21 protein-coding genes are annotated in these 26,237 nt (G+C 68.6%); 9 read left to right on the top strand and 12 right to left on the bottom strand.

Features of this window, described 5'->3' with window-relative positions:
* The first annotated feature begins 207 nt into the window (after positions 1–207).
* Both L0966_RS15530 and hemN read left to right on the top strand, forming a co-directional pair.
* On the top strand, positions 208–3,723 hold the full coding sequence (locus L0966_RS15530; RefSeq protein WP_234052885.1) for a bacteriophage N4 adsorption protein A: 3,516 nt from the start codon (positions 208–210) through the stop codon (positions 3,721–3,723).
* 260 nt (positions 3,724–3,983) lie between these two features.
* Complete coding sequence (gene hemN / locus L0966_RS15525) at positions 3,984–5,372, top strand: oxygen-independent coproporphyrinogen III oxidase (protein WP_234052856.1); 1,389 nt, start codon at positions 3,984–3,986, stop codon at positions 5,370–5,372.
* Positions 5,373–5,542: 170 nt separating this feature from the next.
* Here the strand turns inward: hemN and L0966_RS15520 are convergent, their stop codons facing one another.
* Complete coding sequence (locus L0966_RS15520; RefSeq protein WP_234052855.1) at positions 5,543–6,241, bottom strand: helix-turn-helix domain-containing protein; 699 nt, start codon at positions 6,239–6,241, stop codon at positions 5,543–5,545.
* 250 nt (positions 6,242–6,491) lie between these two features.
* On the opposite strand from L0966_RS15520, the gene L0966_RS15515 reads away from it, so the two are divergent.
* The 6 genes from L0966_RS15515 (at position 6,492) to L0966_RS15490 (ending at position 16,055) form a co-directional block, all read left to right on the top strand.
* Positions 6,492–8,009 carry a PAS domain-containing sensor histidine kinase gene (locus L0966_RS15515; protein ID WP_234052854.1) on the top strand — a complete coding sequence of 506 codons (1,518 nt, stop codon included), beginning with the start codon at positions 6,492–6,494 and terminating at the stop codon, positions 8,007–8,009.
* A complete protein-coding gene (gene fixJ, locus L0966_RS15510) occupies positions 8,002–8,634 on the top strand; it encodes a response regulator FixJ (RefSeq protein WP_234052853.1) in 633 nt (210 codons plus the stop codon). The genes L0966_RS15515 and fixJ overlap by 8 nt, the downstream gene beginning before the upstream one ends.
* Before the next feature lie 127 nt (positions 8,635–8,761).
* Complete coding sequence (locus tag L0966_RS15505; RefSeq protein ID WP_234052852.1) at positions 8,762–9,304, top strand: response regulator; 543 nt, start codon at positions 8,762–8,764, stop codon at positions 9,302–9,304.
* A 205-nt stretch (positions 9,305–9,509) separates the two neighbouring features.
* The gene (locus L0966_RS15500; protein WP_234052851.1) at positions 9,510–11,600 is read left to right on the top strand and encodes a HAMP domain-containing methyl-accepting chemotaxis protein; all 2,091 of its coding nucleotides are present in this window, start codon (positions 9,510–9,512) and stop codon (positions 11,598–11,600) included.
* 241 nt (positions 11,601–11,841) lie between these two features.
* Positions 11,842–14,508 (top strand): bifunctional acetate--CoA ligase family protein/GNAT family N-acetyltransferase, encoded by a 2,667-nt coding sequence (locus L0966_RS15495; RefSeq protein ID WP_234052850.1) that lies wholly within the window; start codon positions 11,842–11,844, stop codon positions 14,506–14,508.
* A gap of 209 nt (positions 14,509–14,717) precedes the next feature.
* A complete protein-coding gene (locus L0966_RS15490; protein ID WP_234052849.1) occupies positions 14,718–16,055 on the top strand; it encodes a bifunctional diguanylate cyclase/phosphodiesterase in 1,338 nt (445 codons plus the stop codon).
* Between the two features lie 36 nt (positions 16,056–16,091).
* Here the strand turns inward: L0966_RS15490 and lysA are convergent, their stop codons facing one another.
* Positions 16,092–17,360, bottom strand: coding sequence for a diaminopimelate decarboxylase (gene lysA, locus L0966_RS15485; protein WP_234052848.1), 1,269 nt, complete (start codon positions 17,358–17,360; stop codon positions 16,092–16,094).
* Between the two features lie 51 nt (positions 17,361–17,411).
* Positions 17,412–17,744 (bottom strand): lipoprotein, encoded by a 333-nt coding sequence (locus L0966_RS15480; RefSeq protein WP_234052847.1) that lies wholly within the window; start codon positions 17,742–17,744, stop codon positions 17,412–17,414.
* Positions 17,745–18,063: 319 nt separating this feature from the next.
* Between L0966_RS15480 and L0966_RS15475 the strand changes: the two genes are divergently transcribed.
* Complete coding sequence (locus L0966_RS15475; RefSeq protein ID WP_234052846.1) at positions 18,064–19,299, top strand: MFS transporter; 1,236 nt, start codon at positions 18,064–18,066, stop codon at positions 19,297–19,299.
* Positions 19,300–19,411: 112 nt separating this feature from the next.
* On the opposite strand, the gene L0966_RS15470 is transcribed toward L0966_RS15475, so the two are convergent.
* From L0966_RS15470 to atpD, 9 genes are all read right to left on the bottom strand, one after another.
* Positions 19,412–20,278, bottom strand: a complete 867-nt coding sequence (locus L0966_RS15470; protein WP_234052845.1) for a F0F1 ATP synthase subunit gamma — start codon at positions 20,276–20,278, stop codon at positions 19,412–19,414.
* Positions 20,275–21,816, bottom strand: a complete 1,542-nt coding sequence (locus L0966_RS15465; protein ID WP_234052844.1) for a F0F1 ATP synthase subunit alpha — start codon at positions 21,814–21,816, stop codon at positions 20,275–20,277. The genes L0966_RS15470 and L0966_RS15465 overlap by 4 nt, the downstream gene beginning before the upstream one ends.
* Positions 21,806–22,546 carry an ATP synthase F0 subunit B gene (locus tag L0966_RS15460; RefSeq protein WP_234052843.1) on the bottom strand — a complete coding sequence of 247 codons (741 nt, stop codon included), beginning with the start codon at positions 22,544–22,546 and terminating at the stop codon, positions 21,806–21,808. The genes L0966_RS15465 and L0966_RS15460 overlap by 11 nt, the downstream gene beginning before the upstream one ends.
* 6 nt (positions 22,547–22,552) lie before the next feature.
* Entirely contained in the window at positions 22,553–22,801 is a 249-nt protein-coding gene (locus L0966_RS15455; RefSeq protein WP_234052842.1) for a F0F1 ATP synthase subunit C, read from the bottom strand.
* 103 nt (positions 22,802–22,904) lie between these two features.
* Positions 22,905–23,615 carry a F0F1 ATP synthase subunit A gene (locus tag L0966_RS15450; protein ID WP_234052841.1) on the bottom strand — a complete coding sequence of 237 codons (711 nt, stop codon included), beginning with the start codon at positions 23,613–23,615 and terminating at the stop codon, positions 22,905–22,907.
* The gene (locus L0966_RS15445; protein ID WP_234052840.1) at positions 23,615–23,938 is read right to left on the bottom strand and encodes an ATP synthase subunit I; all 324 of its coding nucleotides are present in this window, start codon (positions 23,936–23,938) and stop codon (positions 23,615–23,617) included. The genes L0966_RS15450 and L0966_RS15445 overlap by 1 nt, the downstream gene beginning before the upstream one ends.
* A complete protein-coding gene (locus L0966_RS15440) occupies positions 23,935–24,285 on the bottom strand; it encodes an AtpZ/AtpI family protein (RefSeq protein ID WP_234052839.1) in 351 nt (116 codons plus the stop codon). Before L0966_RS15440 ends, L0966_RS15445 begins: the two co-directional genes overlap by 4 nt.
* Positions 24,285–24,755 (bottom strand): F0F1 ATP synthase subunit epsilon, encoded by a 471-nt coding sequence (locus tag L0966_RS15435; protein ID WP_234052838.1) that lies wholly within the window; start codon positions 24,753–24,755, stop codon positions 24,285–24,287. Before L0966_RS15435 ends, L0966_RS15440 begins: the two co-directional genes overlap by 1 nt.
* The gene (gene atpD / locus L0966_RS15430; RefSeq protein WP_234052837.1) at positions 24,752–26,206 is read right to left on the bottom strand and encodes a F0F1 ATP synthase subunit beta; all 1,455 of its coding nucleotides are present in this window, start codon (positions 26,204–26,206) and stop codon (positions 24,752–24,754) included. The genes L0966_RS15435 and atpD overlap by 4 nt, the downstream gene beginning before the upstream one ends.
* Positions 26,207–26,237 lie beyond the last annotated feature (31 nt).

The following is a 26,237-nucleotide window of genomic DNA, read 5'->3' as shown; positions in this document are numbered from 1 at the left end:
CGCTGGCCGCCGCCTTAATGACGGGTAAAGATCGCAATTGGCTTTTTACTTTAGATTAACATTCGAATACTTGTTAAGGTTAACTGCTGTTTAAGTAATCTCGGCGATGGTAGCGTCATGACGACCGCTATCTCCCTCCCCCCTGCCCTTCCGCCCGCGCTCCATTGGGAGAGCCCGCGGCTCCCGAGGCGCCTTGCCTTGGGCTTGATGCTGGCCGCTTCGGTCAGCGTCGTCACCCTGGGCACGGCGGGAAATGCGGGCGCACAGCCCAGTGGGCAGCCGGTGCTCGGCGCACCGGCGCCAGCCGCTCCCACACCCTCGCCGGCCACGGCGGCGCCGAGCCTGCCAAGCCCGCCGGCGGCGGCTGCGCCTGCGACCAGCATGCAGCCGGTTCCCCCCTCCCTCACCGGTGCGGCGTGGAACACGGCGAATCAGGCCTACCAGGCCTTCCAGCAGAAGAATTTCGCCCGTTCGGCCTATCTCGCCCGCGAGGTGCTGCGGCTGCGGCCGGATTCAGCGGCGATGTGGCTGCTGCTGATGGATTCCCTCGATGGGGAGGGCAAGCTTGCCGAATCGGTGGCGGCGGGCAACGAGGCCGTCGCGGCGGGTGTCGACGACCAGTCGATCCGCGCCCGCCTGAAGGCGCAGAGCAAGATGCTCGCGCAGGCCCCCTCTCTTGCCGCCAACAAGGCGCTGGAGGCGAACGACCCGGCCAAGGCCGCCGACGAGGCGCGCAAGGCCATCATGCTGGTTCCTGACGACCTCAGCTACCGCATGCTGCTGGTCTACGCTTTGATCGCGCAGAAGAATTACGAGGCGGCAGAGCGGGCCGCCAGCGACGCCGTGGAGGTGGACCCGCGCTCGTTCCTGCCGCGCAGCCTGCGCGGCTTCCTGCGCGTGCGCCTCGGCCAGGTGGCGGACGGCGAGCGCGACTTCGACGAGGCGCTGAAGGATGAGGTGCTGTCCGGCGACACGGAACGCGACGCGCGCCTGGTGGCGGCGGACGCCGCCCTGTCCGTCGGCCACGTGGACCGCGCCATGAAGATCCTGGAGCCGCTGGCCAATAGCGGCAACAGCGCGGTGCTGGCTCGCCTCTCGGTGGCGCGGGCGGTGCAGAAGAATCCCCGCATCATGCCCGAGAAGGCGAACCAGAGCCTTCCGGTGCCGTTCCAGAAGTGCGTGGACACCCCTTATGGGCCGTCCTGCTCCCTGGTGCCCGCAGACGCCCCGCCCGGCAGCGGCGTCACCGACACCCCCGGCTTCTATGCCGCCCAGGATGCGTTCGAGGCCTATCGCAAGGGCGATGACGCCACGGCGGAAAAGCGCATCCGCGAGGCGCTGCAGTTCAATCCGCACAACGGCGCCTGGCACCGCCTGCTGATCGACTCCCTGGAGCGTGCCGGCAAGCTGAAGGAGCTGGAAGCCGCCATCAACGACGCGGTGGCCAAAGCGGGCGACGATCCCTCGCTCCAGGCCCTGCGCGCCGTGACCGACAAGCGCATCGCCGAGCCGGACGCGGCCCAGGCCATCAAGGAACTCACCGCCGGACGGCCCAAGAACGCCGCCGCGCTCGCCCGCAAGGCGATGGAGCGCGCGCCCAGCGTCATGCCTTTCCGCCTCATCCTCATCAATGCCCTGATGGCCTCCGGCCAGATGCAGGACGCCCAGAACGAGGCCGCCGCCGCGGTCAAGGAAGACGAGAACGACCCGCTGCCACGCGTGCTGGACGCCTGGCTGCTGGACAAGCTCGGCCGGCGCGACGAAGCGGTGGCGGAGTTCGAAAAGGTGCTCGCCTCCAACATCCTCACCGACGTGGAGGAGGTGAATTACCGCCTCATCGCCGCCAATGCCGCGCTCGCCGCCGGACAGGGCGAGGAGGCGCTGAAGATCCTGCAGTCGCTGGACGATTCCAAGAACAAGGACGTCACCGCCTATCGCCGCACGGCGGAAGCCCTGGTGAAGACGCCCAACATGAAGCGCCCGGCGCTGGTGTCGCCCACGGTGTTCTGCCAGCCCACCAAATATGGCGTCATCTGCTCGGTCTTCTTCGGCGCTCCGGGGGGACCGGGAGGCGCGGGCCTGAACCCGGCCAGCCCCGGCTATGCCGCCGCCAGCGCGGCCTACACCGCCTTCGGCCGGCGCGATTATGCGACCGCCATCCGCGAGATCCGCAAGGCGATCGACGCCGAGCCCGGCAACAGCAACTATCGCATGCTGCTGATGAACGCGCTGATGGCCTCCGGCCGCTATGCGGAGGCCGAGCGGATTCTCGACCAATTGCTGGCGGCGAGCCCGCGTGACGCCACCTTGCTGGTGCAGCGCGGCAATCTGCGCATGCAGGCCCACCAATATGGCGCCGCCATCCGCGACTTCCGCGCGGCGCTGGCCTCCGGCCGCCTGCCGGCCGCCCAGGCCCGCATGGTGCGCTTCTCGCTGGTGGATGCCGCCCTTCAGGTCAAGGACCCGGAACTGGCCCTCTCCATTCTCCAGCCCATGGCGAACGAGCAGAGCTATGACGTGCAGACCCGCCTGGGCTACACCTATCTCGCGCTCGGCGAGAAGGAGCAGGCGCTTGCCGCGTTCGAGACGGCATCGCGCCTCGCCCGGAGCCGCGAGCAGCGCAACGCCATGCTCACCGCCCGCGTCAACCTGCTGGTGCAGCTCAACCGGAAGGACGAGGCGCGCGTGCTGTTCGTCGCCGCCTATGAGCGCGGCGACCTGCGCAACATGCGCACCGTCGACCTCGCGGTGCTGGCGAGCCAGGCGGGCGAGGACGATCTGGCCTTCCAGCTCTTCCAGCAGGCCAACGACAAGTGGCAGCTGCGCGGCACCAACCTCATCAATGCCGCCTACAATGCCCGGCGCACCTACAACAACGCCACCGCCGTGGACTATTTCAAGCGGGCCATCGACGAGAACCGCAAGGGTGATTTGCCGCTTGATCCGCAATATGTCTTCGGCCTGCGGCGCGAAGTGGCGGAGCTGAGCCGCACCTGGGGCGCCTACGCCTCCATCAGCTATGGCGCGGTGGGCGTGGCCCCGGGCTCCTATTACGCGCCGCCGACCAATGGCGCCTATCACACCCTCAGCGCCGGCGGAGAGCTCTACTGGCGTCCGCCGGGCATCGGCTATCGCGACGGCTCCACCTTCGAGCTGTTCGTGCGCGGCTTCACCACGCTCTATGATGAGAATGGCGGCGCCACCGGCTTCAACACCTTCCAGGGCAGCGTGGGCGCCCGCTGGAAGCCGTTCAAGACCGAGAACCTGGTGCTGGAGGCGTCCTACCTCTTCCCCACCGGCGGCACCTCGCGAGAGGATGTGCTGCTGCGCGCCGCCTATTCCAGGGGCGAGGGCACCGACCTGCGCGTGGACGAGCCCAACTGGCGCGCCTGGCAGATCTATGCCGACTACAACTACTACACCATGCTGCCGGAAACGGTGGCGAGCTTCGAGCTGCGCTACGGCCATGCCTTCCGGCTGGACCCCATCAGCGACCACCTGGTGTTCTGGCCGTTCGTCGCTCTCGGCGGCGCCTATGACAATGGCTACGAGACGCCATTCGCCCTCGGTGTCGGCCCTGGCGCCACGCTGCGCTACTGGTTCAACGAGGACGAATATCAGGCGCCCCACTCGTATCTGGACCTCATGGCCCAGTACCGCTTCAAGCTCGCCGGCGACGATCGCGCCGAGGGCATCTTCGCCGGCGCCTTCCTCTCCTATTAGGAAGGCTCTGGCGGCGGGCTGGAACAACCGGCACGAGACGGGGGCCCTGGCGGGTCCCCGTTTGCATTTCGCCCACGCGTTGACCGCACGGCGAAGCAGGCGCCACAGCTCCCTCGCGGCATTCCAGCACCGGCGAGCGGGCCAAGGGGGGCCCAAGAGGCGCGCTCTTGCGGCGACTTCTTGCGGCAGGTCAAGGCGAATTCGCCCGCAGGGGGCACATGGATGGGCTAAGATAATTTCGTCAGCCCCGAGACGATGTGATGACTGCCCCTGCCCCCCTTGATGCCTCCACCCTGCTCGCGCGCTACGGGCGCCCCGTTCCGCGCTACACCTCCTACCCCACGGCGCCCCACTTCACGCCTGCCGTGACGGGCGAGACCTATGCCCGATGGCTCTCCGCCATTCCCGCGGGCGGTGAGGTTTCGGTCTACGTGCATGTGCCGTTCTGCGCCGAGCTGTGCCTCTACTGCGGCTGCCAGACGGCGGTGGTGCACAATGCCAAGCCCGTCAGCGCCTATGCGGAGCGGCTGGAGGAAGAGATTGCGCGGGTGCGCGCGCACCTGCCCGGCCCGCTCCGGCTGAAGCACCTGCATTTCGGCGGCGGCACCCCGACCATGCTGGCCGATGCGGACTTCGCCCGCGTGATGGGCGCGCTGCGCCGCGCCTTCGACTTCGCGCCCGATGCGGAGATCGCCATCGAGATCGACCCGCGCACCATGGATGCGGACAAGGTGGCGGTGCTGGCCCGCGAGGGCTTCAACCGCGCCAGCCTCGGCGTGCAGGACTTCGAGGAGAAGGTCCAGGACGCCATCGGCCGGCGCCAGTCCTATGCCGACACCAAGGCGGTGGCCGATGCGCTGCGGGCGGCCGGCATCACCGCCATCAATCTCGACCTCATGTACGGCTTGCCGCACCAGACCGCCGCATCGGTGCGGCAGACGGTGGAACAGGCGCTCGGCCTCGATCCGGATCGCATCGCCGTCTTCGGCTACGCCCATGTGCCGTGGATGAAGAAGCACCAGACCCTCATTCCCGAGGCGGACCTGCCGGGCGCCGACGAGCGCCTGGCCCAGGCGGAGCTGGTGTCGCAGGTTCTCACCGCGCACGGCTATCGGGCCGTGGGGCTGGACCATTTCGCCCGCGCCAGCGACCCCATGGCCCAGCGTGCCGAGGCCGGCACCCTGAAGCGCAATTTCCAGGGCTACACCACCGACGACGCACCGGTGCTGCTGGGCTTCGGCGCCTCCTCCATCGGCGCGCTGCCGCAGGGCTATGTGCAGAACGTGTCTTCCACCGCACAATGGCACAAGGCCATGGAGGAGGGCGGGCTACCCATCGCCCGGGGCATCGCCCTCAATGAGGAAGACCGGCTGCGCCGCGCCGTCATCGAGCGGCTGATGTGCGACCTGAAGGTGGACCTCGACGCCCTCGCCATCACCCATGGCTTCGATGGCGCCCTGTTCGATGCGGAGCTGGAACGGCTCGAGCCGCTGATCGCGGACGGCCTGGCGGTGCGCCACGGCCGTGTCGTGGAAGTGCCTGAGGCCGCGCGGGCCTTCACCCGCGTGGTGTGCGGGGAGTTCGACCCCCGCCTTCGCGCCGCCCGGGCCCAGGAGCCGGAAAAGAAAAGGCACGCCGCTGCGGTGTAACGCAGGACGTGCCGAGGAAAAGTGCGGCGGTCGATTGCGCCTCCGCCGCACATCGGGGCGCCCCCCGTTGGTGAAATGCGTCAGGCCCGAATGATGGCCGTCTTGAAACCTCTTCGCGGAACGGGAACTCTTCCGCTCACGCGCCGCGTCTACCCGCGAAGCCCCAGCCGTCAGGCGTTGAGGCCGCGCAGCGCGCTGCTGTCCTTCAGGAGCACCCGGCGCGAGGACGGCAGGGCGATGGCCGCAGTCTCCTCAAGATGCGTCAGGGTGCGCGAAACGGTCTCGATGGTCAGGCCGAGATAATCGGCAATGTCCTGGCGGGACATGGGCAGGGTCACTTCCGTGCCGCCGGTGGCGGAGCGCTGCGCCATGTCGAGCAGGAAGGTGGCCACACGCTCCTGCGCGGTCTTGCGACCCAGCACCAGGAGGTGGTTCTGCGCCCGCGTGAGCTCGGCGGCGGTCAGCGCCCAAAGGGCATGGGCGAGGTCGGAATCGTCGCTGGCACGGGCGAACAGGATGGAGCGCTTCACCCGCACCACCTTGCACTCACTCACCGCCTCCGCGGAGAAGCGATGCCGGGCCGCCGTCTCCCAGCCGAACACGTCGCCGGCGAGGCAGAAGGTTTCGATCTGGCGGCGGCCGTCGCCCAGGAGCTTGCAGATCCGCACGGTGCCCGAGAGCACCACGAAGATGTGGTCGGCCGCGGCGTCCTCGGCGAAGATTTCGCAATTGCGGTCGAAGGAGGTCACGACTCCGAGACTGGCGAGCAGTTCGCGCGGGCTGCGCGGGCTCGGCTCCTCGCTCCACTGGGCAGACGGCAGCGACGGGACGTAGGCCGTCTGAGTCATTGCGGCAGCGGGGCTCGGCATCGGAAAAACCCTCCTGAAATCCCTATCAGCGATACCGCCATGCCGCCTTGCGTGAAATTCGGACTGAACACTTAAGTCGTGTTCCTTAGGTAGGTTTACGGAGGCGCATCCATTGCGTAACAAGGTATGGACGCGTGCCGCGCGTGTGCGGCGGCTCGACCACCGGCCGCCGCGCGGAACGCCGGCCGAAGCGTGGCGGTGAACACGTTCCCCGCCGCGCCTCGGAACGCACAGGGATGAGGTCAGGGACTTGACGGAGGGAAATACGGCGGCCCCCGAAACGGCGCCTGCACCGGGCTTGTCGCACGGCCTTTCACAGAGCCTCCTGCTGGACCTGGCGCGGGGCGCGGGCGCCGCGGCGGGCGCGCTCGGCCTGTGCACCCTGCTTCAGGTCCCGCCGTTTCAGGGCGCGGGGCCGCTCGTGCTGCTGCTCGCCCCGGTGGCGGTGGGCAGCTTCGGCCTTGCGGCCGCGCTGGCCGCGCTGGCGGGCACACTGGGCGGGGGACTCGCTCTGGCACTGCTGCAGCCCGCGCTCGGCCCGGTGGACATCACCGCCGCCCTGCTGCTGCCCGTGGCCGGCGGCGGCATCGCGGTGATCGGCGAGCGCCTGCGCCGCACCCGTCTCGACGCCGCTGCCCGCAATCGCGACCTGGTGGCGCGCGAAGCTCACCTGTCCTCCATCCTCAGCACCGTGCCCGACGCCATGGTGGTGATCGACGAGCACGGCGTCATGCAGTCCTTCTCCGCCGCCGCCGAACGCCTGTTCGGCTACAGCGCGGAAGAGGCCGTGGGCCAGAACGTCTCCATTCTCATGCCCTCGCCCCATCGGGAGGGACATGACGGCTATATTTCCCGCTATCTGAATACCGGAGAACAGCGGGTCATCGGTATCGGCCGCGTGGTGGTGGGCGAGCGCAAGGACGGCACCACCTTTCCCATGGAACTGTCGGTCGGCGAGATGCGCTCGGCCTCCCGGCGCTTCTTCACCGGCTTCATCCGCGACCTGACCGAGCGGCAGCAGACCGAGGCCCGCCTGCAGGAGCTGCAGGCCGAGCTGGTGCACATCTCCCGCCTCACGGCCATGGGTGAGATGGCCTCCACCCTGGCCCACGAGCTGAACCAGCCGCTCTCCGCCATCGCCAATTACATCAAGGGCTCGCGGCGGCTGCTGGACGGCGGCGCGGTGCGCATCGAGATGCTCCAGGGGGCGCTGGAGAAGGCGGGCGAACAAGCCCTGCGCGCCGGCCAGATCATCCGCCGCCTGCGCGATTTCGTCTCCCGCGGGGAGAGCGAGCGGCGGCTGGAAAGCCTCTCCAAGATGGTGGAGGAGGCCAGCGCCCTCGCTTTGGTGGGGGCCAAGGAGCATGGGATCCAGGTCCGCTTCCACTATGATCCCAAATGCGACGTGGTGCTGGCGGACAAGGTGCAGGTTCAGCAGGTGCTTCTGAACTTGATGCGCAACGCCCTCGAAGCAATGATGGATGGACCCCGGCGGCAGCTTCTCGTGCAGTCCGAGCCGGTGGAGGACGACATGGTGATGGTGAGCGTCATAGACACGGGCTCGGGCATCTCTCCAGAGGTCAGCCACCAGCTGTTCACGCCCTTCATCACCACCAAGCGGCACGGCATGGGGGTGGGCCTGTCCATCTCGCGCACCATCATCGAAGCCCATGGCGGGCGCATCTGGGCGGAGCCCAATCCGCAAGGGGGCTCCATCTTCCGTTTCACCCTGCGGGCCGTCAGCGACGAGGCGCCCGCCGATGTCTGAGAGCGCCGTGATCCACGTCATCGACGACGACGAGGCCGTACGCGAGTCGCTGGCCTTCCTGCTCGCCACCGCCGGCCACGAGGTGCATGAGCACCCCTCCGCGCGCGCCTTCGTGGAAGCCGGCCTGCCGGCCTCCGACCCCAGCGCGTCCTGCATCATCACCGATGTGCGCATGCCGGACATGACCGGAATCGAGCTGCTCCAGCACCTGAAGGAGAAGGGCTCGAGCGTGCCGGTGATCGTGGTGACCGGGCATGGCGACGTGCCGCTGGCGGTGGAGGCCATGAAGCTCGGCGCCGCCGACTTCCTGGAAAAGCCGTTCGACGACGTCGCCATCCTCGACACCGTGAAGGCGGCCCTCGCGCGGATGCGCAAGGCGCACCAGCATGACGCCCTGCGCGAAGAGGTAGGCGAGCGCATCGCCGCCCTCTCCCAGCGCGAGCGGCAGGTGCTGGAATGCCTGGTGGCCGGCCAGGCCAACAAAATGATCGCCTATGACCTCGGCATCAGCCCCCGCACGGTCGAGGTCTACCGCGCCAATGTCATGACCAAGATGAAGGCCCAGAGCCTTTCAGAGCTGGTGCGCATGGCGCTCCTCGCCGGCATCACCCCAAACGCGGCGTAAAGCGGGCTTGATCTAACTCAAGGCTGCACGGGGCGCGGTTCGGCTACTTTTGTCGCACACCGACCACGTGGACCCACGACCGGGTCGTGGGAGGCCGACAATGAATCCAGGATGCAAGGTGAGGTCCGTGTCGGAACGCGAGGCTCAGATTCGTGCCGAGGGTCCGCTGGCGGCCGCCCTGCCGCTGTCGCGCATGATGAGCGCCGCCAGGCTCCCGCAGCCTGCCGCGGCGAGCCGTGCCGTACAGCCCTTCGCCGTGACGGTGCCCGAACCCGCCTCCGACGCCACCCGTGTGACGAGCGCGCCCTGGGTGGTCCATATCGTGGATGACGACGCGGCCGTGTGCGGCTCCCTGAAGTTCACCTTCGAACTCGACGGCTTCGACGTGCGTACCTATGCCGGCTTCCAGGAGCTGATGGCGGCGGACCTCCCGCGCCACGGCTGCATGATCGTCGACTACAACCTTCCAGAGATCAACGGTCTCGAGCTGCTGCGCGAGCTGGACCGGCGCAATGTCCATCTCCCGTCCTTCCTCATCACCAGCAATCCCAGCCCCAATGTCCGCCAGCGGGCGGACGCGCAGGGCGTCGCCATCATCGAGAAGCCGCTGCTGGGCAACCAGCTCAGCGAAGCGGTGCGCGACAGCTTCGTGCGCGCTTTGCCCTGCTGATCGCACGCGGAACCTCCCGATGCACCGGCGCCGGCTCATGCCGTCAGCCGGCTTGGCGTGGCGGTCGCCCGCCGGAGCGATAGACCCCTGACCTGGGCCGCTGGAGAGCACAAATGTCGCATCCGCGCGAAGGTTTTCCGCGCGCGTAGACTTGATGGCAGCTTGGAACAGGACCCACGGCTGCGTTGTGTAGAGGAGTGGGGGCGTGAATTTTTCAATCAAGACGACGTTGGTCGTCCTTTTTTCGCTTGTCGGGGCCATTCTCGCCGTACTTAGCCTTGCCTCCCTCATCACAGCCTATCGAACCAACCGAAGCGCCGACAAAGCCGTGGCCTATGTCCAGGCGGATCAGGGACTGTTCACGGCTTCGGCTGCTTATCGCCTCGAACGGGCGGAAGCCACCACCGTGCTGCCCCTGGCCGCCGACCGCGCGCCCCCATTCATCGCCAAGATGAACGAGCGCCGCGCGCGCGTCGACCAGGCGACGAGCGATGCCCTCGCCCGTCTTGACGCGCTTGGCGAACCCGCGGCGATCACGGTCGCCGCGCGCCTGCGCTCGGCCCTCGGCGCCATCGCTCGGCAGCGCACCGCCATCGACACCGCGCTCCAGCTTCCCGTCGAATCCCGCGACGCCGGGCTCAGCGGCCGGGTGGTCCAGGAATCGAACGCCATCCTGCAGGATCTCGACCAGATCACAGGCACGGTGGAGCGCGAGATCAGCACCCTTGCTCCAACCCTGCTGCGCTTCATCGTGGTCCGTCGTGGAGCGGGCGTCCTGCGCGCCGCGGCCGGTGAGGCCTCGCTGATCGTCAGTGGCAGCCTGCGCGCCAAGAAGGCCTTCACCCCCGCCAACAGCCTCAAGGTGGCCCAGCTGGAGGGGCAGGTTCAGATCGCGTGGGACGACGTGACCTTCATGGCCGGAGCCGCCGACATGCCGGCCGAGCTGCAGGCGGCGGTGGCCAAGGCATCGGACGTGTTTTTCTCCGGCGATGTCAGCACTTTGCGGCAACGCCTCGTCACCGAGCTGTCGTCGGGCGTCACGCCGGATTTCGAAACCGAAAGCTGGCGGTCTAAGTCCATTCCCGCCTTGGAAACCCTGACCGGAGTTGGGCAATCCGCCATCGAGAACCTGGCTGCCACCGCCAGCCGCGCCGCGTCATCCGCCTGGTATCAGCTGCTGCTCTATGCCGGCCTGCTGGTGGTGGCGCTGGCGGTCAGCGCGATCGGGCTCGCCGTGGTGGTGCGCCGGGTGGCTCAGCCCATCGACCGGCTCACCACCGCCATGACGCAGCTGGCTTCCGGCGATCTTTCCGCCCATGTCCCCAATACGCGCCGCCATGACGAGATCGGCGGCATGGCAAAGGCGCTCCATGTCTTCAAGGAGGAGATGGCCCGCAACGCCACGCTGGAGGCCGAGGCCCGCGCGGCGCACCAGCAGGCCGAGGTCGCGCATCATGAGGCGGTGCTGAAGCTTGCCGGCGAGTTCGAGGGAGCCGTGGGGGCCATTATCGGCGGCGTGGTGTCCTCCTCCGCGCAGCTTCACACCACGGCCCACGCCATGGAGGAAGTGGCGCGGCGCACGTCGGAGCAGTCCGCCGCTGTGGCCGCCGCCTCCGAGGAGGCCTCGTCCAATGTGGTGATGGTGGCCTCGTCCACCGAGGAACTGGGCGCGTCCGTGGATGAAATCGCCCGCCAGGTCCAGCAATCCGCCCTCATGTCCCAGGCGGCCGTCGACGAGGCGGAGAAGACCGGCCGGGTGATCCAGGAGCTGGCGCAGGCGGCCACCCGCATCGGCGACGTGGTGAGCCTTATTTCCAGCATTGCCGCGCAGACCAACCTGCTCGCGCTTAATGCCACCATCGAGGCGGCCCGCGCCGGTGACGCCGGCAAGGGGTTCGCCGTGGTCGCCTCGGAAGTCAAGGATCTGGCCACCCAGACGGCGAAGGCGACGGAGGAAATCGAGAGCCAGATCAGCTCCATCCAGACCAGCACCAAGCATGCGGTGCAGGTCATCGAAAGCGTCGGCGTCCAGATCAGGAAGATGAGCGACACCGCCGCCAGCATCTCCGCCGCCGTGGAGCAGCAGGACGTGGCGACCCGCGAGATCGCGCGCAACGTGGAACAGGCGGCCGCCGGCACCAATTCGGTGAGCGAACATATCACCAAGGTGGCCCAGACCGCCGACGAAACCGGCGAATCGGCCGGCCTCGTTCTCACCGCCGCCGCAGAGCTCTCCGACCAGGCGAACCGCCTTGAAACGGAAATGCAGCGGTTCCTGAAAACGGTGCGGGTGTGACCCGCCACGTCACCCGATGCCGCGCGACGGTCAAAACCGCCGCCGGCCTCTAAACCTGAGTTTTCGCAACCTGGGGCACCTGCTCCAGGTTGTGCCTGCGCCAGTCCGCCTCCGGGAAATGGATCCAGTTCGGCTGCCTTTCCCACCCGAGGACTCGACAAGGCGTGCGTGCCGGGTTTGATCGCGTGTCACCATGGACGCCGGACCACCTCCGCGCGTCGCGGAAACCGGAAGGCCAAACATGACCACCCGCAATCTCGACGCCCTGTTCCATCCCGCCGCCATCGCCCTGGTGGGCGCCAGCAACAAGCCCGGCACCATCGGCGCCGTGATTGCCCAGAATCTATTCGAGGCGGGCTTTCCCGGCCCCATCCTGACGGTCAACTCCAAGGAGCGCGTGCTGCGCTCCTCGCTCAACTATGCCCATGTGGGCGACCTGCCCATTCCGGTCGATCTCGCCGTTGTCACGGCGGAGCCGGATCAGGTGCCGCAGATCATCGCCGACCTGGGTGCCAAGGGCTGCCGGGCGGCGGTGGTGACGGCTTCCGCCTTCGGTGAGGGCGCCAAGCTCGAGGGCACGGAGGTGCTCCAGCGCATGCTGGACGCGGCGAAGCCGCATCTGCTGCGCATTCTCGGCCCCAACTGCATCGGCTTTATTTCCACCGGCGCGCGCATCAACGCCAGCGTCGCCCACCTGATGCCGGCGAAGGGCGACGTGGCCTTCGTCACCCAGTCGCGCACCATGGCCAATGCGGTGCTCGACTGGGCCAGCGCGCGGGGCATCGGCTTTTCCCATGTGATCTCGCTGGGCGACAAGGGCGACATCGATTTCGGCGATCTGCTCGACTATCTCGCCTTGGACAACACCACCCGCGCCATCCTGCTCTATGTCGAAAACATCACGGATGCGCGCAAGTTCATGTCCGCCGGGCGTATCGCGGCGCGTGCCAAGCCGGTGGTGGTCATCAAGGCGGGCCGCAGCGCGGCGGGCGCGAAGGCCGCCCTGTCGCACACTGGCTCGCTGGCGGGCGCGGACCTCGTCTACGACGCCGCCTTCCGCCGTGCCGGTATGCTGCGCGTGCCGGAACTGCGCGAGGTGTTCGAAGCCATCACCACCCTGTCGTCCGGCATCCGCCTTCATGGCGACCGCATCGCCATCCTCACCAATGGCGGCGGGGCTGGCGTGCTGGCGGTGGACGCGCTGGAGGACACGGGCGGCGAGCTCGCGGCCCTCGATGTGGAAACCCACGCCAAGCTGGCGCCGATGCTGCCCTCCGGCTGCGCGCCGGCAAACCCGGTCAACATTCTGGCCAATGCGCCGCCCAAGCGTTACGCCGAAACCCTCAAGGCGCTGCTCTCGGACAAGGGCTCGGACGGCGTTCTGGTTCTGAACTGCCCCACCGCCGTGGCCGACGCCAAGGGCTCCGCCGACGCGGTGATGGAGGTTCTGGAAACCCGCCCGCGGGCGCCGGTGCTCACCTGCTGGCTGGGCGAGAGCGCGGCCGGCGAGGTGCGGCGCAAATTCGCCGCCCGCCGCATTCCCACCTATGAGACGCCCGACGAGGCGGTGCGCGCCTTCGGCCATCTGGTGGCCTATCAGCGCAACCAGACCCTCTTGATGGAAACCCCGCCGGCCCGCACCTTCGAGGAACCCGACCGCGCCGAGGCCCAGCGCATCGTGGAAGCGGCCCTCGCCGCCGGACGCAAGGCGCTGGGCGAGTTCGAGGCGAAGGCCGTGCTCGCCGCCTATGACATTCCGGTGGTGGAAACCCGCATCGCGGCCACGCCGGAAGAGGCCGGCCACATTGCCGCGGAGATGGGCCTGCCCGTGGTGGTGAAGGTGTTCTCCCACGACATCACCCACAAGTCCGACGTGGGCGGCGTGAGACTCGACCTGCACAACGCCACGGCGGTGGAGAATGCCTGCCGCGAGATCATCGCCTCGGTGGCGGAGAAGCTGCCGACCGCCAAGGTGGACGGCTTCACCGTGCAGCAGATGGTGCATCGGCCCCACGCCCAGGAGCTCATTGCCGGCATCGCTAATGATCCCACCTTCGGCCCCGTCGTCCTGTTCGGCCAGGGCGGCACGGCGGTGGAGGTGATCGGCGACTGGGCGGTGGCGCTGCCGCCGCTCAACGGCGTGCTGGCGCGCGAGATGATCTCGCGCACCCGCGTCGCCAAGCTGCTGGCCGGCTATCGCGACCACCCCCCGGCGGACATGGACGCCATCGCCTCCACCCTCATCAAGATCGGCGAGCTGCTGGCGGACCTGCCGCAGATCGCGGAGCTCGACATCAACCCGCTGCTGGCGGACGAAAACGGGGTGATCGCCCTCGACGCCCGCATCGTGGTGAGCGAGGCGACCCAGGACGGCACCAAGCGCTTCGCCATCCGCCCCTATCCGCCCGAACATGTGAAGCAGATCCCGCTCACCGACGGGCACTTCGTGATCCTGCGCCCCATCCGCCCCGAGGATGAGCCGGGGCTGGTGGACGTGGTGCGCCGGTCCGATCCGCAGGACGTGCGCATGCGCTTCCTGGGCTCGGTGAAGGACTTCCCTCACCTCATGGCCGCCCGCCTGTCGCAGATCGACTATGACCGCGAGATGGCCTTCGTGGCGGTGGAGGACGGCGGCGACATCTGCGGCGTGGTGCGCATCATCGCCGATCCGGACAATGACGAGGCCGAATACGCCATCATGGTGCGCTCGGACATGAAGGGCAAAGGCCTTGGCTATCGGCTCATGACCGAAATCCTGGAGCACGCCCGCAGCCGCGGCCTGAAGCGCGTGTTCGGAGACGTGATGCGCGAGAACGGGCCGATGCTCCACATGGCGGAGGATCTCGGCTTCAAGGTCGCCCCCAGCAGCGAGGACCCCTCCGTGATGCGGGTGGTGATCACCCTGTGATGACGCCGATACCTGCACAAGCTTGACGCCACCGCGGGTGGGGCCCATTATTCGGGCTTGCATAGGGAATGGGCGCGACACACCATGTGCTTCAACGGGTGGCGCCGCGCCGTGCGCGCCTGGGCGGAAGCGACTATTCCTGAAACGTGTCTGCCGCTGTTTCTTGAGAAATCTGGGAGCTCGGCGACCCAATCACCGGCGTTCGCGAGATGGCGACTGAGATCTTAGACGAGGCTGCGAGTGGCCCGTGGCGGTCGGAATATCTGGCCCTGCACGATCCGCTCACCGCGCTTCCGAACCGCCTGCTGATGCTCGAATTCCTGACCGGCGCCCTCGGCGCGGCCCAGGACGAATCGCGCATGGTGGCGGTGATCACGCTCGACATCGACAATTTCCGCCAGATCAATGACAGCTTCGGGCGCGGCACCGGCGACAAGGTCCTTGTCGAGATGTCCCAGCGCCTGCGCCGCTGCGTGCGAGACCATGATTTGGTCGCGCGGGTGGGGGCCGACGAATTCGTGCTGGTGGCCACCGGCCTCAGCGATGCCAAGACCGCCGAGCGCATGTGCGGCCGCCTGCAGAATGCCCTTTCAGCTCCGGTGACCGTGGAGAAAAACACGATCTACCCCCAGGCCACGCTGGGCATCGCGCTGGCACCGGCCGACGGCGACGAGGCGGACGCGCTGGTGCATCGCGCCGGGCTCGCCTTGGAGCGGGCCAAGGCCATCGGGCCGGGCGTGTCCTATTTCTTCACCGCCGAGATGAATGACGAGGGCAGCGGCCAGCGCTCCCTGGAAGGCGATCTGCGGCGGGCCATCGTCTCCGACCAGTTCGTGCTGCTGTTCCAGCCCCGCTGGAGCGCGGACACCCTGCGCATCATCGGCGTCGAGGCGCTGATCCGCTGGGACCATCCCCAGCTCGGCCGCCTGGTGCCGGACGATTTCGTGCCACTGGCCGAAAAGAGCGGGCTGGTGGTGCCCATGGGCGAATGGGTGCTGCGCAAGGCGTGCGATACCATCGCGCGGCTGCCGGGGCTCAACATCTCGGTCAATGTCTCGGTGGTGCAGTTCCGGGGCGGCGAGCTGGTGGGGACCGTGGACTCCATCCTCAAGGCCACCGACCTGCCGCCACACCGGCTGGAGCTCGAGATCACTGAGAGCGTGCTCATCGAGAACACGGACAAGGCCCTTGAAATGCTGGTGCAGCTCAAGGAACTGGGCGTGCGCCTGTCCATGGACGATTTCGGCACCGGCTATTCGTCGCTGGGCTATCTGCGCAGCTTCCCCTTCGATGCGCTGAAGATCGACCGCAGCTTCGTCGGCGACCTGGACCAGAGCAAGGGCGCGCTCGCCATCGTGCAGGCCATTCTCGGCCTCGGCCGGGCGCTGGGCATGCAGGTGGTGGCGGAAGGGGTGGAGACCGAAAGCCAGCTCGCCTGCCTGAAGGCGGACCGCTGCGACGAGGTGCAGGGCTATTATCTCGGCCGCCCCATGACCGAAGAGGCGCTGGTGGCTTTCGTCGCCCACCATGGCCGCGCCAACGCCTGAGGGCGCCTCACTGTCCGTAAAGGAGACGCCCCCGGCTCAGCCGAGCCAGGGCGCCATGCGGTCCAGCCCGATGAGGGCATCGGCATCCACCCGCGGTCGCACCACCGCGGCATCGTCACCCTTCACCAGCACTTCGGGCACCAGCGCGCGGGTGTTGTATGTGGAAGCCTGCACGGCGCCATAGGCGCCCGCCGTCATCACCGCCAGCAGATCACCGGCCTTCACATCGGGCATCTCCCGGTCGAGGGCCAGGAAATCACCGGTTTCGCACACCGGGCCGACCACGTCGGCCACGATCAGGGGCGTGTCGGCGGCGGGCTCGGCCACGGGCAGGATGTCGTGGTGGGCCTCGTAGAGCGTGGGGCGGATGAGGTCATTCATGGCCGCGTCCACGATGACGAAGGTCTTGCCCTCGCCATGCTTCACATAGATCACGCGGGTGACAAGGATGCCCGCATTGGCCACCACCATGCGGCCCATCTCGAACACCAGCGGCAGATTGAGCCCGCCCAAGGCGCGGCGCACCACCGCGGCATATTCCGTCGGCGGGGGCGGCACCGGGTCGCTCGCCGCATAGGGTACGCCGAGACCGCCGCCGAGATCGAGATGATGCAGCCGGTGGCCGGCGGCGATCAGGTCGCGGGCGAGATCGGCCAGCAGGGCCACGGCGTTTTCCACCGGCCCCATGTCCGTGATCTGGCTGCCAATATGCATATCGACGCCGGTGACGGCCAGACCCGGCAGGCGCCCCACCAAGTCATAGACCTCCCGCGCCCGCGAGATCGGGATACCGAACTTGGTGGCCGAGCGACCGGTGGAGATCTTCTTATGGGTCTTGGCGTCCACGTCCGGATTGACGCGGATGGACACCGGTGCCGTGCGCCCGAGCGCGGTCGCGACCTCCGAGAGCACATGCAGCTCGGGTTCGCTCTCCACATTGAAGCAGAGAATGCCGGCGGCGATGGCCTCCGCCATTTCCTCGCGGGTCTTGCCGACGCCGGAAAAGACGATGCGCTCGCCGGGCACCCCGGCCGCCAGCGCCCGCCGGAGCTCGCCCACGGAGACGATATCCGCGCCGGCGCCGAGCCGGGCCAGGGTGGAGATCACCGACTGGTTGGAATTGGCCTTGAGCGCGTAGCACAAGAGCGCCTCGCGGTCGGCGAAGGCGTCCATGAACACCTTGTAGTGCCGCTCCAGCGTGGCGGTGGAATAGCAGTAAAACGGGGTGCGAACCTCGGACGCGAGCGTCACGAGGTCCACGCCCTCAGCGTGGAGCCGCCCGTTGCGGTAGTCGAAATGGCGCATGGAACTGTCTTCGGATTGCGCGGCGCCGATCAAGACGGCGCCGCCGGCGGCTCACAGAAGGCCGTCGAGAATGAAGGGGCGGTCGGGCCGCACGACGCCTTGAAGGCTGTCGGGCTTTGCGCCTGCGTTGTTCTGCTGGCTCTTTTCCCAGGCCGCATGGGGCGTGGCCGTATTGGCCATATCGGAGGCCGACAGCGCGGAGTGGAAACCCGCGACCGAAGAGGAGGGCGGCGGCACAATCACCGCCGGCGTCTGGGCCTGGACGTGAGGCTGCGGGGCGCCGGGCGGCGGCTCCAACGGACCCTTCACGCCACACGCCGCCAGGGCGAAGGCGGCGACGAGCGCCAGGGGCAAGGTGAGGCGAAACATGAAGCTCTGAGCCATCCGGTCTATTCGCGGCCAATATAGCCTGAGCCGCGCCAAAGGCGAGCCCCTTCCAATGCCTGTGCGCGTGGCCGGCCTCACACATCGGACGGCGTGGCGCGCAGGACACGGACCACGCCCCGCCCGCCTTGGTTTTGCCACCGCCCATCCACGGTGCCGCCAGCATTCTCGCCACGCCTTAAATGTAGTCGGAGAATTCATTGTCGTAACTTTGCGGCACGGCATAAGGTTCGCCCGCGTCCTGAGTTGGCGGCGGCGCGCCGGGCATCCGGCGGCCGCGGGAGCCACAGGCGTCTGCCCCGAATTCCGGTGTCATTCCATGGATGTCTCGTCCTCCCCCGCCGCTGGCGCCGGGCCAAGGGCCGTGCGTCTCGCGCTGCTGGCGCTTGCGCTCGCCTCTTTCGGCATCGGCACGACCGAATATGTCATTGTCGGCCTGCTGCCGAATGTCGCCACCGACCTTTCGGTAAACATCCCGCAAGCCGGCTTACTGGTGACGGGCTATGCGCTGAGCGTGACCTTCGGCTCGCCCTTCCTCGCCATCGCCACCGCGCGGATGAACCGGCGCCATGCGCTGATGCTGCTGATGGGGGTGTTCATCGCCGGCAACCTGCTGTGCGCCCTGGCCCCTGATTTCTGGCTGCTGATGGGCGCGCGCATCGTCACCGCTTTGTGCCATGGCGCCTTCTTCGGGCTGGGCGCGGTGGTGGCGGCCGAGCTTTCGCCGCCGAGCCGCAAGGCGCAGGCCATCGCCATGATGTTCGCCGGCCTCACCATCGCCAATGTGCTGGGCGTGCCGCTCGGCACCGCCATGGGCGAGGTCTTCTCCTGGCGCGACACCTTCCTGGCGGTGGTCGGCATCGGCATCCTGGCGGCGATCGCCCTCGCCGTCTGGCTGCCGCGTGAGCTGCCGGCGCCGCGCCTGGAGCTGAAGCGCGAGGCGAAGGCCATCGGCAGCGTCCAGGTGATGCTGGCCATGCTCATTTCCATCGTGGCCTCGTCCAGCCTGTTCAGCGTGTTCACCTACATCGCGCCCATCCTCACCGGGCATACCGGCGTCTCCGCCCATGGGGTCACGTTGATGCTGCTGGTGTTCGGCGTCGGCCTCACGGTGGGCAATTTCGGCGGGGGCTGGCTGGCCGATCGCAGCCTGATGCCGACTGTCATTGGCGTGACGGCGGTGGAAGTGGTGCTGCTGGCCCTGTTTCCGCTCACCAGCGCCCATCCGCTGCCGGCGGCCATCACCTTGTTCGTGTGGGGCGCGCTCGCATTCGCGCTGGTGGCCCCGCTGCAGATGCAGGTGGTGAAGGAAGCGGCAGGCGCGCCCAACCTAGCCTCCACCATCAATCAGGGGGCGTTCAACCTGGGCAATGCCATCGGCGCCGGCCTGGGCGGCTTCGGGCTCTCCATCGGCCTCGGCTATATGGAGCTGCCCTGGATGGGGGCGACCCTTGCGGCCATCGCCATGCTGCTCGCCATCATCTCCCACCGGCTGGAGCAGCCGGCCGAGGCGGCGGTGGAGCAGGATTCCGGGCCCCTTACGCCGGCGATCTGACCCCATCGGCCGCTATCGGACCGGGCGTGTTCGCTCGAACACCGCGTGGTTTGGCCAAAGGCCCCTGCCGAAAGCTCAGGGGCCTTTTTGCCATCCGCCGGAGCCCCTGCCCTCACTGGCGGCTGGCGCTCGCGGCCGCGCCGCCGGCCAGCTCCACAATCTCGTTGGTGATCTCCTCCTGCCGCAACTGGCGGGAGCGGGCGACAAGAGTTTCCAACGTCTTGTCCACATTGGCGCGGGCCGCGATCATGGCCCGCATGCGCGCCTCGTTCTCCGCGGCGAAGGAGAGCATGACCGCCTCCGCCACCTCGGTGAACACATATTCTTCCACAAGGCGCGCCAGCAGCAGGTCCGGCGGCAGGTTGGTCAGCGGCGGCACCGCGTGCCGGGCCAGGGGGAAGCGGGCGAAATCGAACGGCACCAGGCGCTTTTCCGCCACCTGGGCGGCTCCCTCGCCCGGCAGAGCATGCAGCAGGCTCACTTCCGGCCCACCCTCCAGCCGGGCATAGAGCGCGTCCACCACGCGGCTGGCCAAAGCAGGCGCCTCGTCGGGATGGGCGATCATGGGCGCGGACCAGTCATAGGAGAGGCCCTTCTCCTCCGCCACCAACAGGCCCCGATCGCCCACGATGAAGAGGGTGAAGGGCCGGTCCGCCGCCCGCGCGCGCACCCGTTCGGCCGCATCCAGCACATGGGCGCTGAAGGCCCCCGCGAACCCCTGTTCCGCGCACAAGGCGATGACGAGCCGCCCGTGGTGCCCGCCTTCCGGATGCGCCGGCGCCCCCTGCCCCGGCGGCAGAAAAGCCAGAGCGTGGCCGATGCCCTCGCCGATGGTGCGCGCATAGGCGCGGATGCCGTCGAGCTGGGCCCGTGCCTCCCGCGCGCGGGCGGCGGCGATGCCGCGCATGGCGCTGATGACGGCGGACAATTGATGCACCGTGCGGATGCGCTGGGTGACATCGATCAGCCGTTCTGTCACGACGGCAGCCCCCCGGCCAGATCCTCCGCCAAGCCCCGCACCAAATCGGTCAGCTTCTTCCGCGTCTCGTCCTTGAGCTGGCCCGTCTGCGCGAGCTCCGCCACCTCAGGCCCGCCATTCTGGTCGAGATGGACCGGCAGGCGCGCGCGCAGCAGGGGGATGAGCTCCGGCGGGTGCGCGTCGAACACGCCATCGGCCAGCGCCGCCAGCAAGGCCACCTGATCCACCAGCCGCAGATTGGCGAAGCGCGGCTGGGTGAGCAGAGCGCGGATGCGCTCGCCACGGGTGATTTGCGCCTTCACCCGCGTGTCGGAAATGCCGCCGAAGCGGGTGAACATCTCCAGCTCCAGGAACTGGGAATAATCGAGCCGCAGCCGCCCCGAAACATCGCGCAGCGCCCGTTTCTGCGCCTTGCCGCCCACGCGGGAGACCGAGAGGCCCACATCCACCGCCGGCCGCTGATTGGCCGCGAACAGGCGCGAATCGAGCACGATCTGGCCATCGGTGATGGAGATGAGATTGGTGGGAATATAAGCGGAGAGATTGCCCGCGTCCGTCTCGGCCACCGGCAGCGCGGTGAGCGAGCCGCCGCCCAGCTCAGGCGAAAGCTTGGCTGCCCGCTCCAGCATGCGGGCATGCACATAGAAGATGTCGCCGGGATAGGCCTCGCGCCCCGGCGGCTCGCGGGTGAGGAGGGCAAGCTCGCGATGGGTGGCGGCGTGACGGGTGAGATCGTCCACCACGATCAGCGCATGGCCGCCTTTGTCGCGGAAATATTCGGCCATGGTGAAGCCGGCGAAGGGGGCGATCCATTGCAGCCCCGGTGCGGCCGAGGCCTCCGCCACCACGAAGATGCAGCGCTCGGGCGCGCCATGGGCCTTGATGGCCTCGATCACCCGCTCCACGGCGCTCGCGCGCTGGCCCACCGCCACATAGACGCTGATGATGTCGGAATTCTTCTGGTTGATGATGGCATCCACCGCCACCGCCGTCTTGCCGGTAGCGCGATCGCCGATGATCAGCTCGCGCTGGCCGCGCCCCAAGGCGAACAGGGAATCCACCACCAGAACGCCCGTTTCCACCGGCGCGCTCACGAGGTCGCGCTCGATGATGGCGGGCGCCGGCGGTTCGATGGGGTGGAGCGCCTGCGCGGCAATGGGCGGGCCGCCGTCCAGCGGACGCCCCAGCGGGTCCACCACGCGGCCGAGCAGCCCCTCGCCCACCGGCACCCGCACCACCTCGCCGGAACCGGTGACCTTGCAGCCGGCGGCGATGCCGGCCGCATCGTCCAGCAGCACGGCGCCGATGGCGTCGGCGTCCAGGGTCAAGGCGTAGCCCAGGCGGCCGCCCTCGAATTTCAGGATCTCATCGAGCCGCACGTCGGGCAAACCGGAGACGCGGGCAATGCCGTCCGCCACCTCCTCCACCCGCCCGATGGCCTCGGCTTCCACGGAAAGGTCGGCGCGGGCGACGGCTTGGCGGCCCCGGGCGAGCCAGTCGGCGGGGGCCGCGTCCGAAGTGGGCGCATCATGCTCCATGGCGCGTGAGCTCCTTCAGGATGCGATCGAGGTCGGCGCGGAAGGTGTTGCGCACTACCGCATGGGGCGCATCCAGTTCCAGGCCCGCGATCAGCTCCGGCACCACCTCCACCGCCAGCGTCACCGGCCGGCCGAGCACGGCAGCGAGCTTCGTGCGGCAGGCATCCGCCTCCGCCTCGGTGAGGGCGCGGGGGGCCTTGAGGGCGAGCGGGCCTTCCGCCGCTGCGAGGGTGGTGCGCGAGGCCTCGGGCAGCGCCGCCACGCCGTCCGCCAGATCGCCGATGAAGGGGAAAACCTGCGCCTCCGCCGGCACGCGGGTGAGCAGGCGGGCGGCGATGTCCACCGCCAGATGGCTGGCGCGGTCCGCATCCTCCCGCTCGGCGGTGGCGCGGGCGGCGGAAATCTCGGCTTCCGCACCCTTGCGCAGCGCCTCAACCTCCGCCCGGGCGGCAGCGAGCAGGGCCTTTTTCTGCGCTTCCGCATCGGTGGCGGCGGCGTCCAGCTTGTCCTTGCGCGCGGCGGCGATGGCGGCGGCCTCTGTCTTGGCCTTGGCCTGTTCGGCCTCGGCGGCCTTGCGGGCGGCGCGGGCGGCGTCGAGGTCGCGGGTGGCCGCCGCCTGCCGCTCCGCCATCATGGCCACCACGGGGCGGAACAGGAAGCGCGAGAGAATGAAGAGCAGGACCAGGACGTTGATCGCCTGCAGCGCGAGCGTCCACCAGTCGATGGTCATGGGCCGCTACTTCACGAACGGATTGGCGAACAGCACCAAGAGCGCGATGACCAGGCAGTAGATGGCCATGGTCTCGATCATGGCGAGGCCCACGAACAGCGTGCGCGAGAGGGTGCCGGCGGATTCGGGCTGGCGGGCGATGGCGTCCATGGCGGCCGCCACCGCGCGCCCTTCGCCCAGCGCCGGGCCGATGGCGCCGAACGACACGGCCATGGCGGCCGCGGCGATGGAGACCACTTGGATGAGATTGTCCATGGCGTCTAGCGCTCCTTCTCAAAGAGAGCCCCGGCGGGCCGCCGGCGCCGCAAGGGTTTCGCGAACATAGCGGAGGAAAGGGGGAGGGCAGGGGGCGCAGACCTCACGGCGCCTCCGTCTTCTGCGGTGGGGCAGGGGCTTGAGGGGCAGGCGCCTCGCCCTCGCTGACCGCCGCGCCGATGAAGACGGTGGCGAGCACCGCGAAGATATAGGCCTGCACCGCCCCGGTGAGCAGGTCGAGCGCCATCAGGGGAATGGGCACCAGAAGCCCCGCCAGGGACAAAATGATGCCGATGACGAACACCCCGCTCATGATATTGCCGAACAGGCGCACCACCAGGGAGAAGGTGCGCGTGATCTGCTCCACCACATTGAGCGGGATCATCACCCAGGTGGGCTCGGCGAAGGTCTTCAGATAGCCCGCCAATCCCCGCGCCTTGATGCCGTAGCCGATGGTCGCCACGAACACGATGAGGGCGAGCGCCGCGTCGGTCTCCACATGGGCCGTGGGCGGCTCCAGGCCGGGGATGAGCGACACCCAGTTGGCGGTGAGCACGAACAGGAAGATGCCGCCGATGAGCGCGCGATAGGGCGCCGGATCCACCTGCATGGTGTCGCGGATCTGGCTGTCGATGGTGGACACCACAGCCTCCAGCAGCGCCTGTCCGCGCCCGGGCACCAGCTTGAGATGGCGGGTGGCGAGAAAGGCGCCGCCTCCCAGGGCCAGAAGGATACCCCAGGTGACCACCACCGGCTCGGTCACCGGCACGGGCCCCAGATGGAACAATGGCTCGATGGCGAGGGGCGATTGCATCAGGCCATCCTTCCCAGCCGCCGCACCACCAGGGTGCGGGCGATCAGCAGCCCCACAGCCCCCATCAGCAGCGGCAGCGCGCCGAACAGGGCCAAGGCCGCCAGCGCCACCAGCAGCAGCGCGAAGCGCACCACCTGGAGCAATATGGCGAGCAGTGCCCGTCCGCCTTCCAGATAAAGACGCGTGTTCCACCACAGCGAGGCGAAATAGGCCCCGCCGGCGATGAGCCCCACGCCGAGACCGACCGCCGCGCCCGACACGGGGCCGAGCTCAGGCACAGCCGGCAGCAGGTTCGACACGAAGGCGGAAAGCGGCATGCTCATTGGTCCTTCCCCACGGCCCGGTGCATCCAGCGCCAGGCCGACCACAGGCCGAACGCCGCCCCGAGCATGAGCAGCGCGGCGGCGAACGTGATGCCGGAATGGAACACCCCGTCGAGCCAGCGCCCCACCACCATGCCGATGAGGGTGGGCACCACGATGGTCCAGCCCAGAATGCCCATCTGCCCCAGCCGCGCGCCGAGGGAAGGCTCGGGATTCTCCCGCCCGCGCCGCGCCCGGTCCGCCGCCTGGCGCGCCGCCGCGGCCAGCCGGTCCGCCGCGCGGCCTTGCGCTCCATCTTGCGCGCCGCGCCCGTCTTCCGGGGCGTCCAGGGGTTCGAGCCCGACCATCACGACACCTCGTCCGTATTGGTGCCGTCGGCTTCCGCGCCCACGGCGCCAAAGGTGCCGGGCCGCTCGGGCCGCAGGAAGCGCATGAGCTGGCGCACCGCATTGGCATGAAGGCGCATCTGCTCCACGCGGGCCTTGCGCTCGGTGTCGGTCTCCGCCGCGCGCAGGCGCTCCACCTCTCTTTCCAGGGTGGCGAGGTCGTCGCCCAGGGTGCCCTGCCGGCAGGCCACCGCCACCTTGGCGCCGCCTTCCACCGTGAGCAGGCCGCCGCCCTGGGCGCAATAATGGGTCACATCGTCCGGCGTGCGCCAGCGCACCACCGAGGCCGGCAGAACCGTGAGAAAATCCGTATGGCCCGGCAGAATGCCGAAGCTGCCGCTCTCGTCCTCAGCCCGCACGGACGCCACCTCCAAGCCCTGCACCAGGACCTTGGTGGGGGTGGTGACGGTGAGCGTCAGCGTCCGGCTCACGATCCACCTCCCGGCATTGCGGGGGCGGTCTTGCGGGTGGCCTCCTCCTTGGCGCGGGCCTCCTCCAGGTCGCCGACCATATAGAGCGAGCTTTCGCGCCAGTCGTCGCAGTCCCCCGCCAGGATGGCCTTGCAGCCTGCCACCGTCGCCTTCACCGGCACCGAGCGGCCGGGCACGCCGGTGAAGGCCTCCGTGACCGCGAAGGGCTGGGTGAGGAAACGCTGGAGCTTGCGCGCCCGCTCCACGATGCGGCGATCCTCCGCCCCCAATTCCTCCATGCCCAGCAGGGAGATGACATCCTGCAGCTCGCGATAGTGCTCGATGGCCCGGCGCACCTCGATGGCGACCTTGGCGTGCTCCTCGCCGACGATCAGCGGATCGAGCAGGATGGAGGAGGAGGCGATGGGGTCCACCGCCGGATACATGCCCTCCGCCGCCATGGCGCGGGAGAGCACCACGGTGGAATCCACATGGGCGGCAATGGTGGTCACCGCCGGATCGGTGAAATCGTCCGCCGGCACATAGACCGCCTCGATGGCGGTGACGGCAGCGCCGCCCACGGAGGCGATGCGCTCTTCCAGCGCCGCCACTTCGCTCGCGAGCGTGGGCTGGTAGCCGACGCGCGAGGGCAGGCGGCCCAGCAGGCCCGACACCTCCGCACCCGCCTGGACGAAGCGGAACACGTTGTCCATCAGCAGCAGCACGTTCTGGTGCTTCTCATCGCGGAAATATTCGGCGATGGTCAGCGCCGTCATGGGCACCCGCCAGCGGGCGCCGGGCGGCTCGTTCATCTGGCCATAGACCAGGACAGTGCGTTCCAGAACGCCGGAATTGGTCATGTCGAGCAGCATCTCATGCCCCTCGCGGGAACGCTCGCCGATGCCGGCGAACACCGAGATGCCCTGATAGCTCGCCACCATGGCGTGGATCAGCTCCATCACCAGCACGGTCTTGCCGACGCCGGCCCCGCCGAACATGGCCGCCTTGCCACCCTGGGCGAGGGGGGCCAGCAGGTCCAGCACCTTGATGCCGGTGGCGAAGATCTCGGTGGCGCCGCTCTGGTCGGCGAAGGCGGGCGGGGCGGCATGAATGGGCCGGCGCGGCCCGTCGGCGGGCAAAGGCGCGCCCTTGTCGCCCACATTGCCGGCCACATCCAGGAGACGGCCGAGCACGTGGTCTCCCACCGGCACCGAGAGCGGGCCGCCGACCCGCGCCACCACATCCCCGCGCTTGAGGCCCGAGGTGGGCTGGAGCGCGATGGCGCGCACGGTTTCGAGATCGAGGTGGCTCTGCACCTCGGCAAGCACCCGGCCGCGCTGGGGATCCTCCACCCACAGCGCATCCTCCACGGGTGGCAGCGTGCCGGCGGTGAAGCGGACATCGATCACCGCGCCACGCAGGGCGACCACGCGCCCGCTGCCTTCCGTCTGGCCTTCGGCGCCAGATGCCATTTCAGGTACCATGGTCCGGCCTTTATACATG

The organism is Xanthobacter sp. NM-59 (assembly GCF_021401125.1).
Classification (GTDB): Bacteria; Pseudomonadota; Alphaproteobacteria; order Rhizobiales; family Xanthobacteraceae; genus Xanthobacter.
The sequence above is the reverse complement of the archived record's forward strand: the minus strand, read 5'-3'. Positions and strand labels throughout refer to the sequence as shown.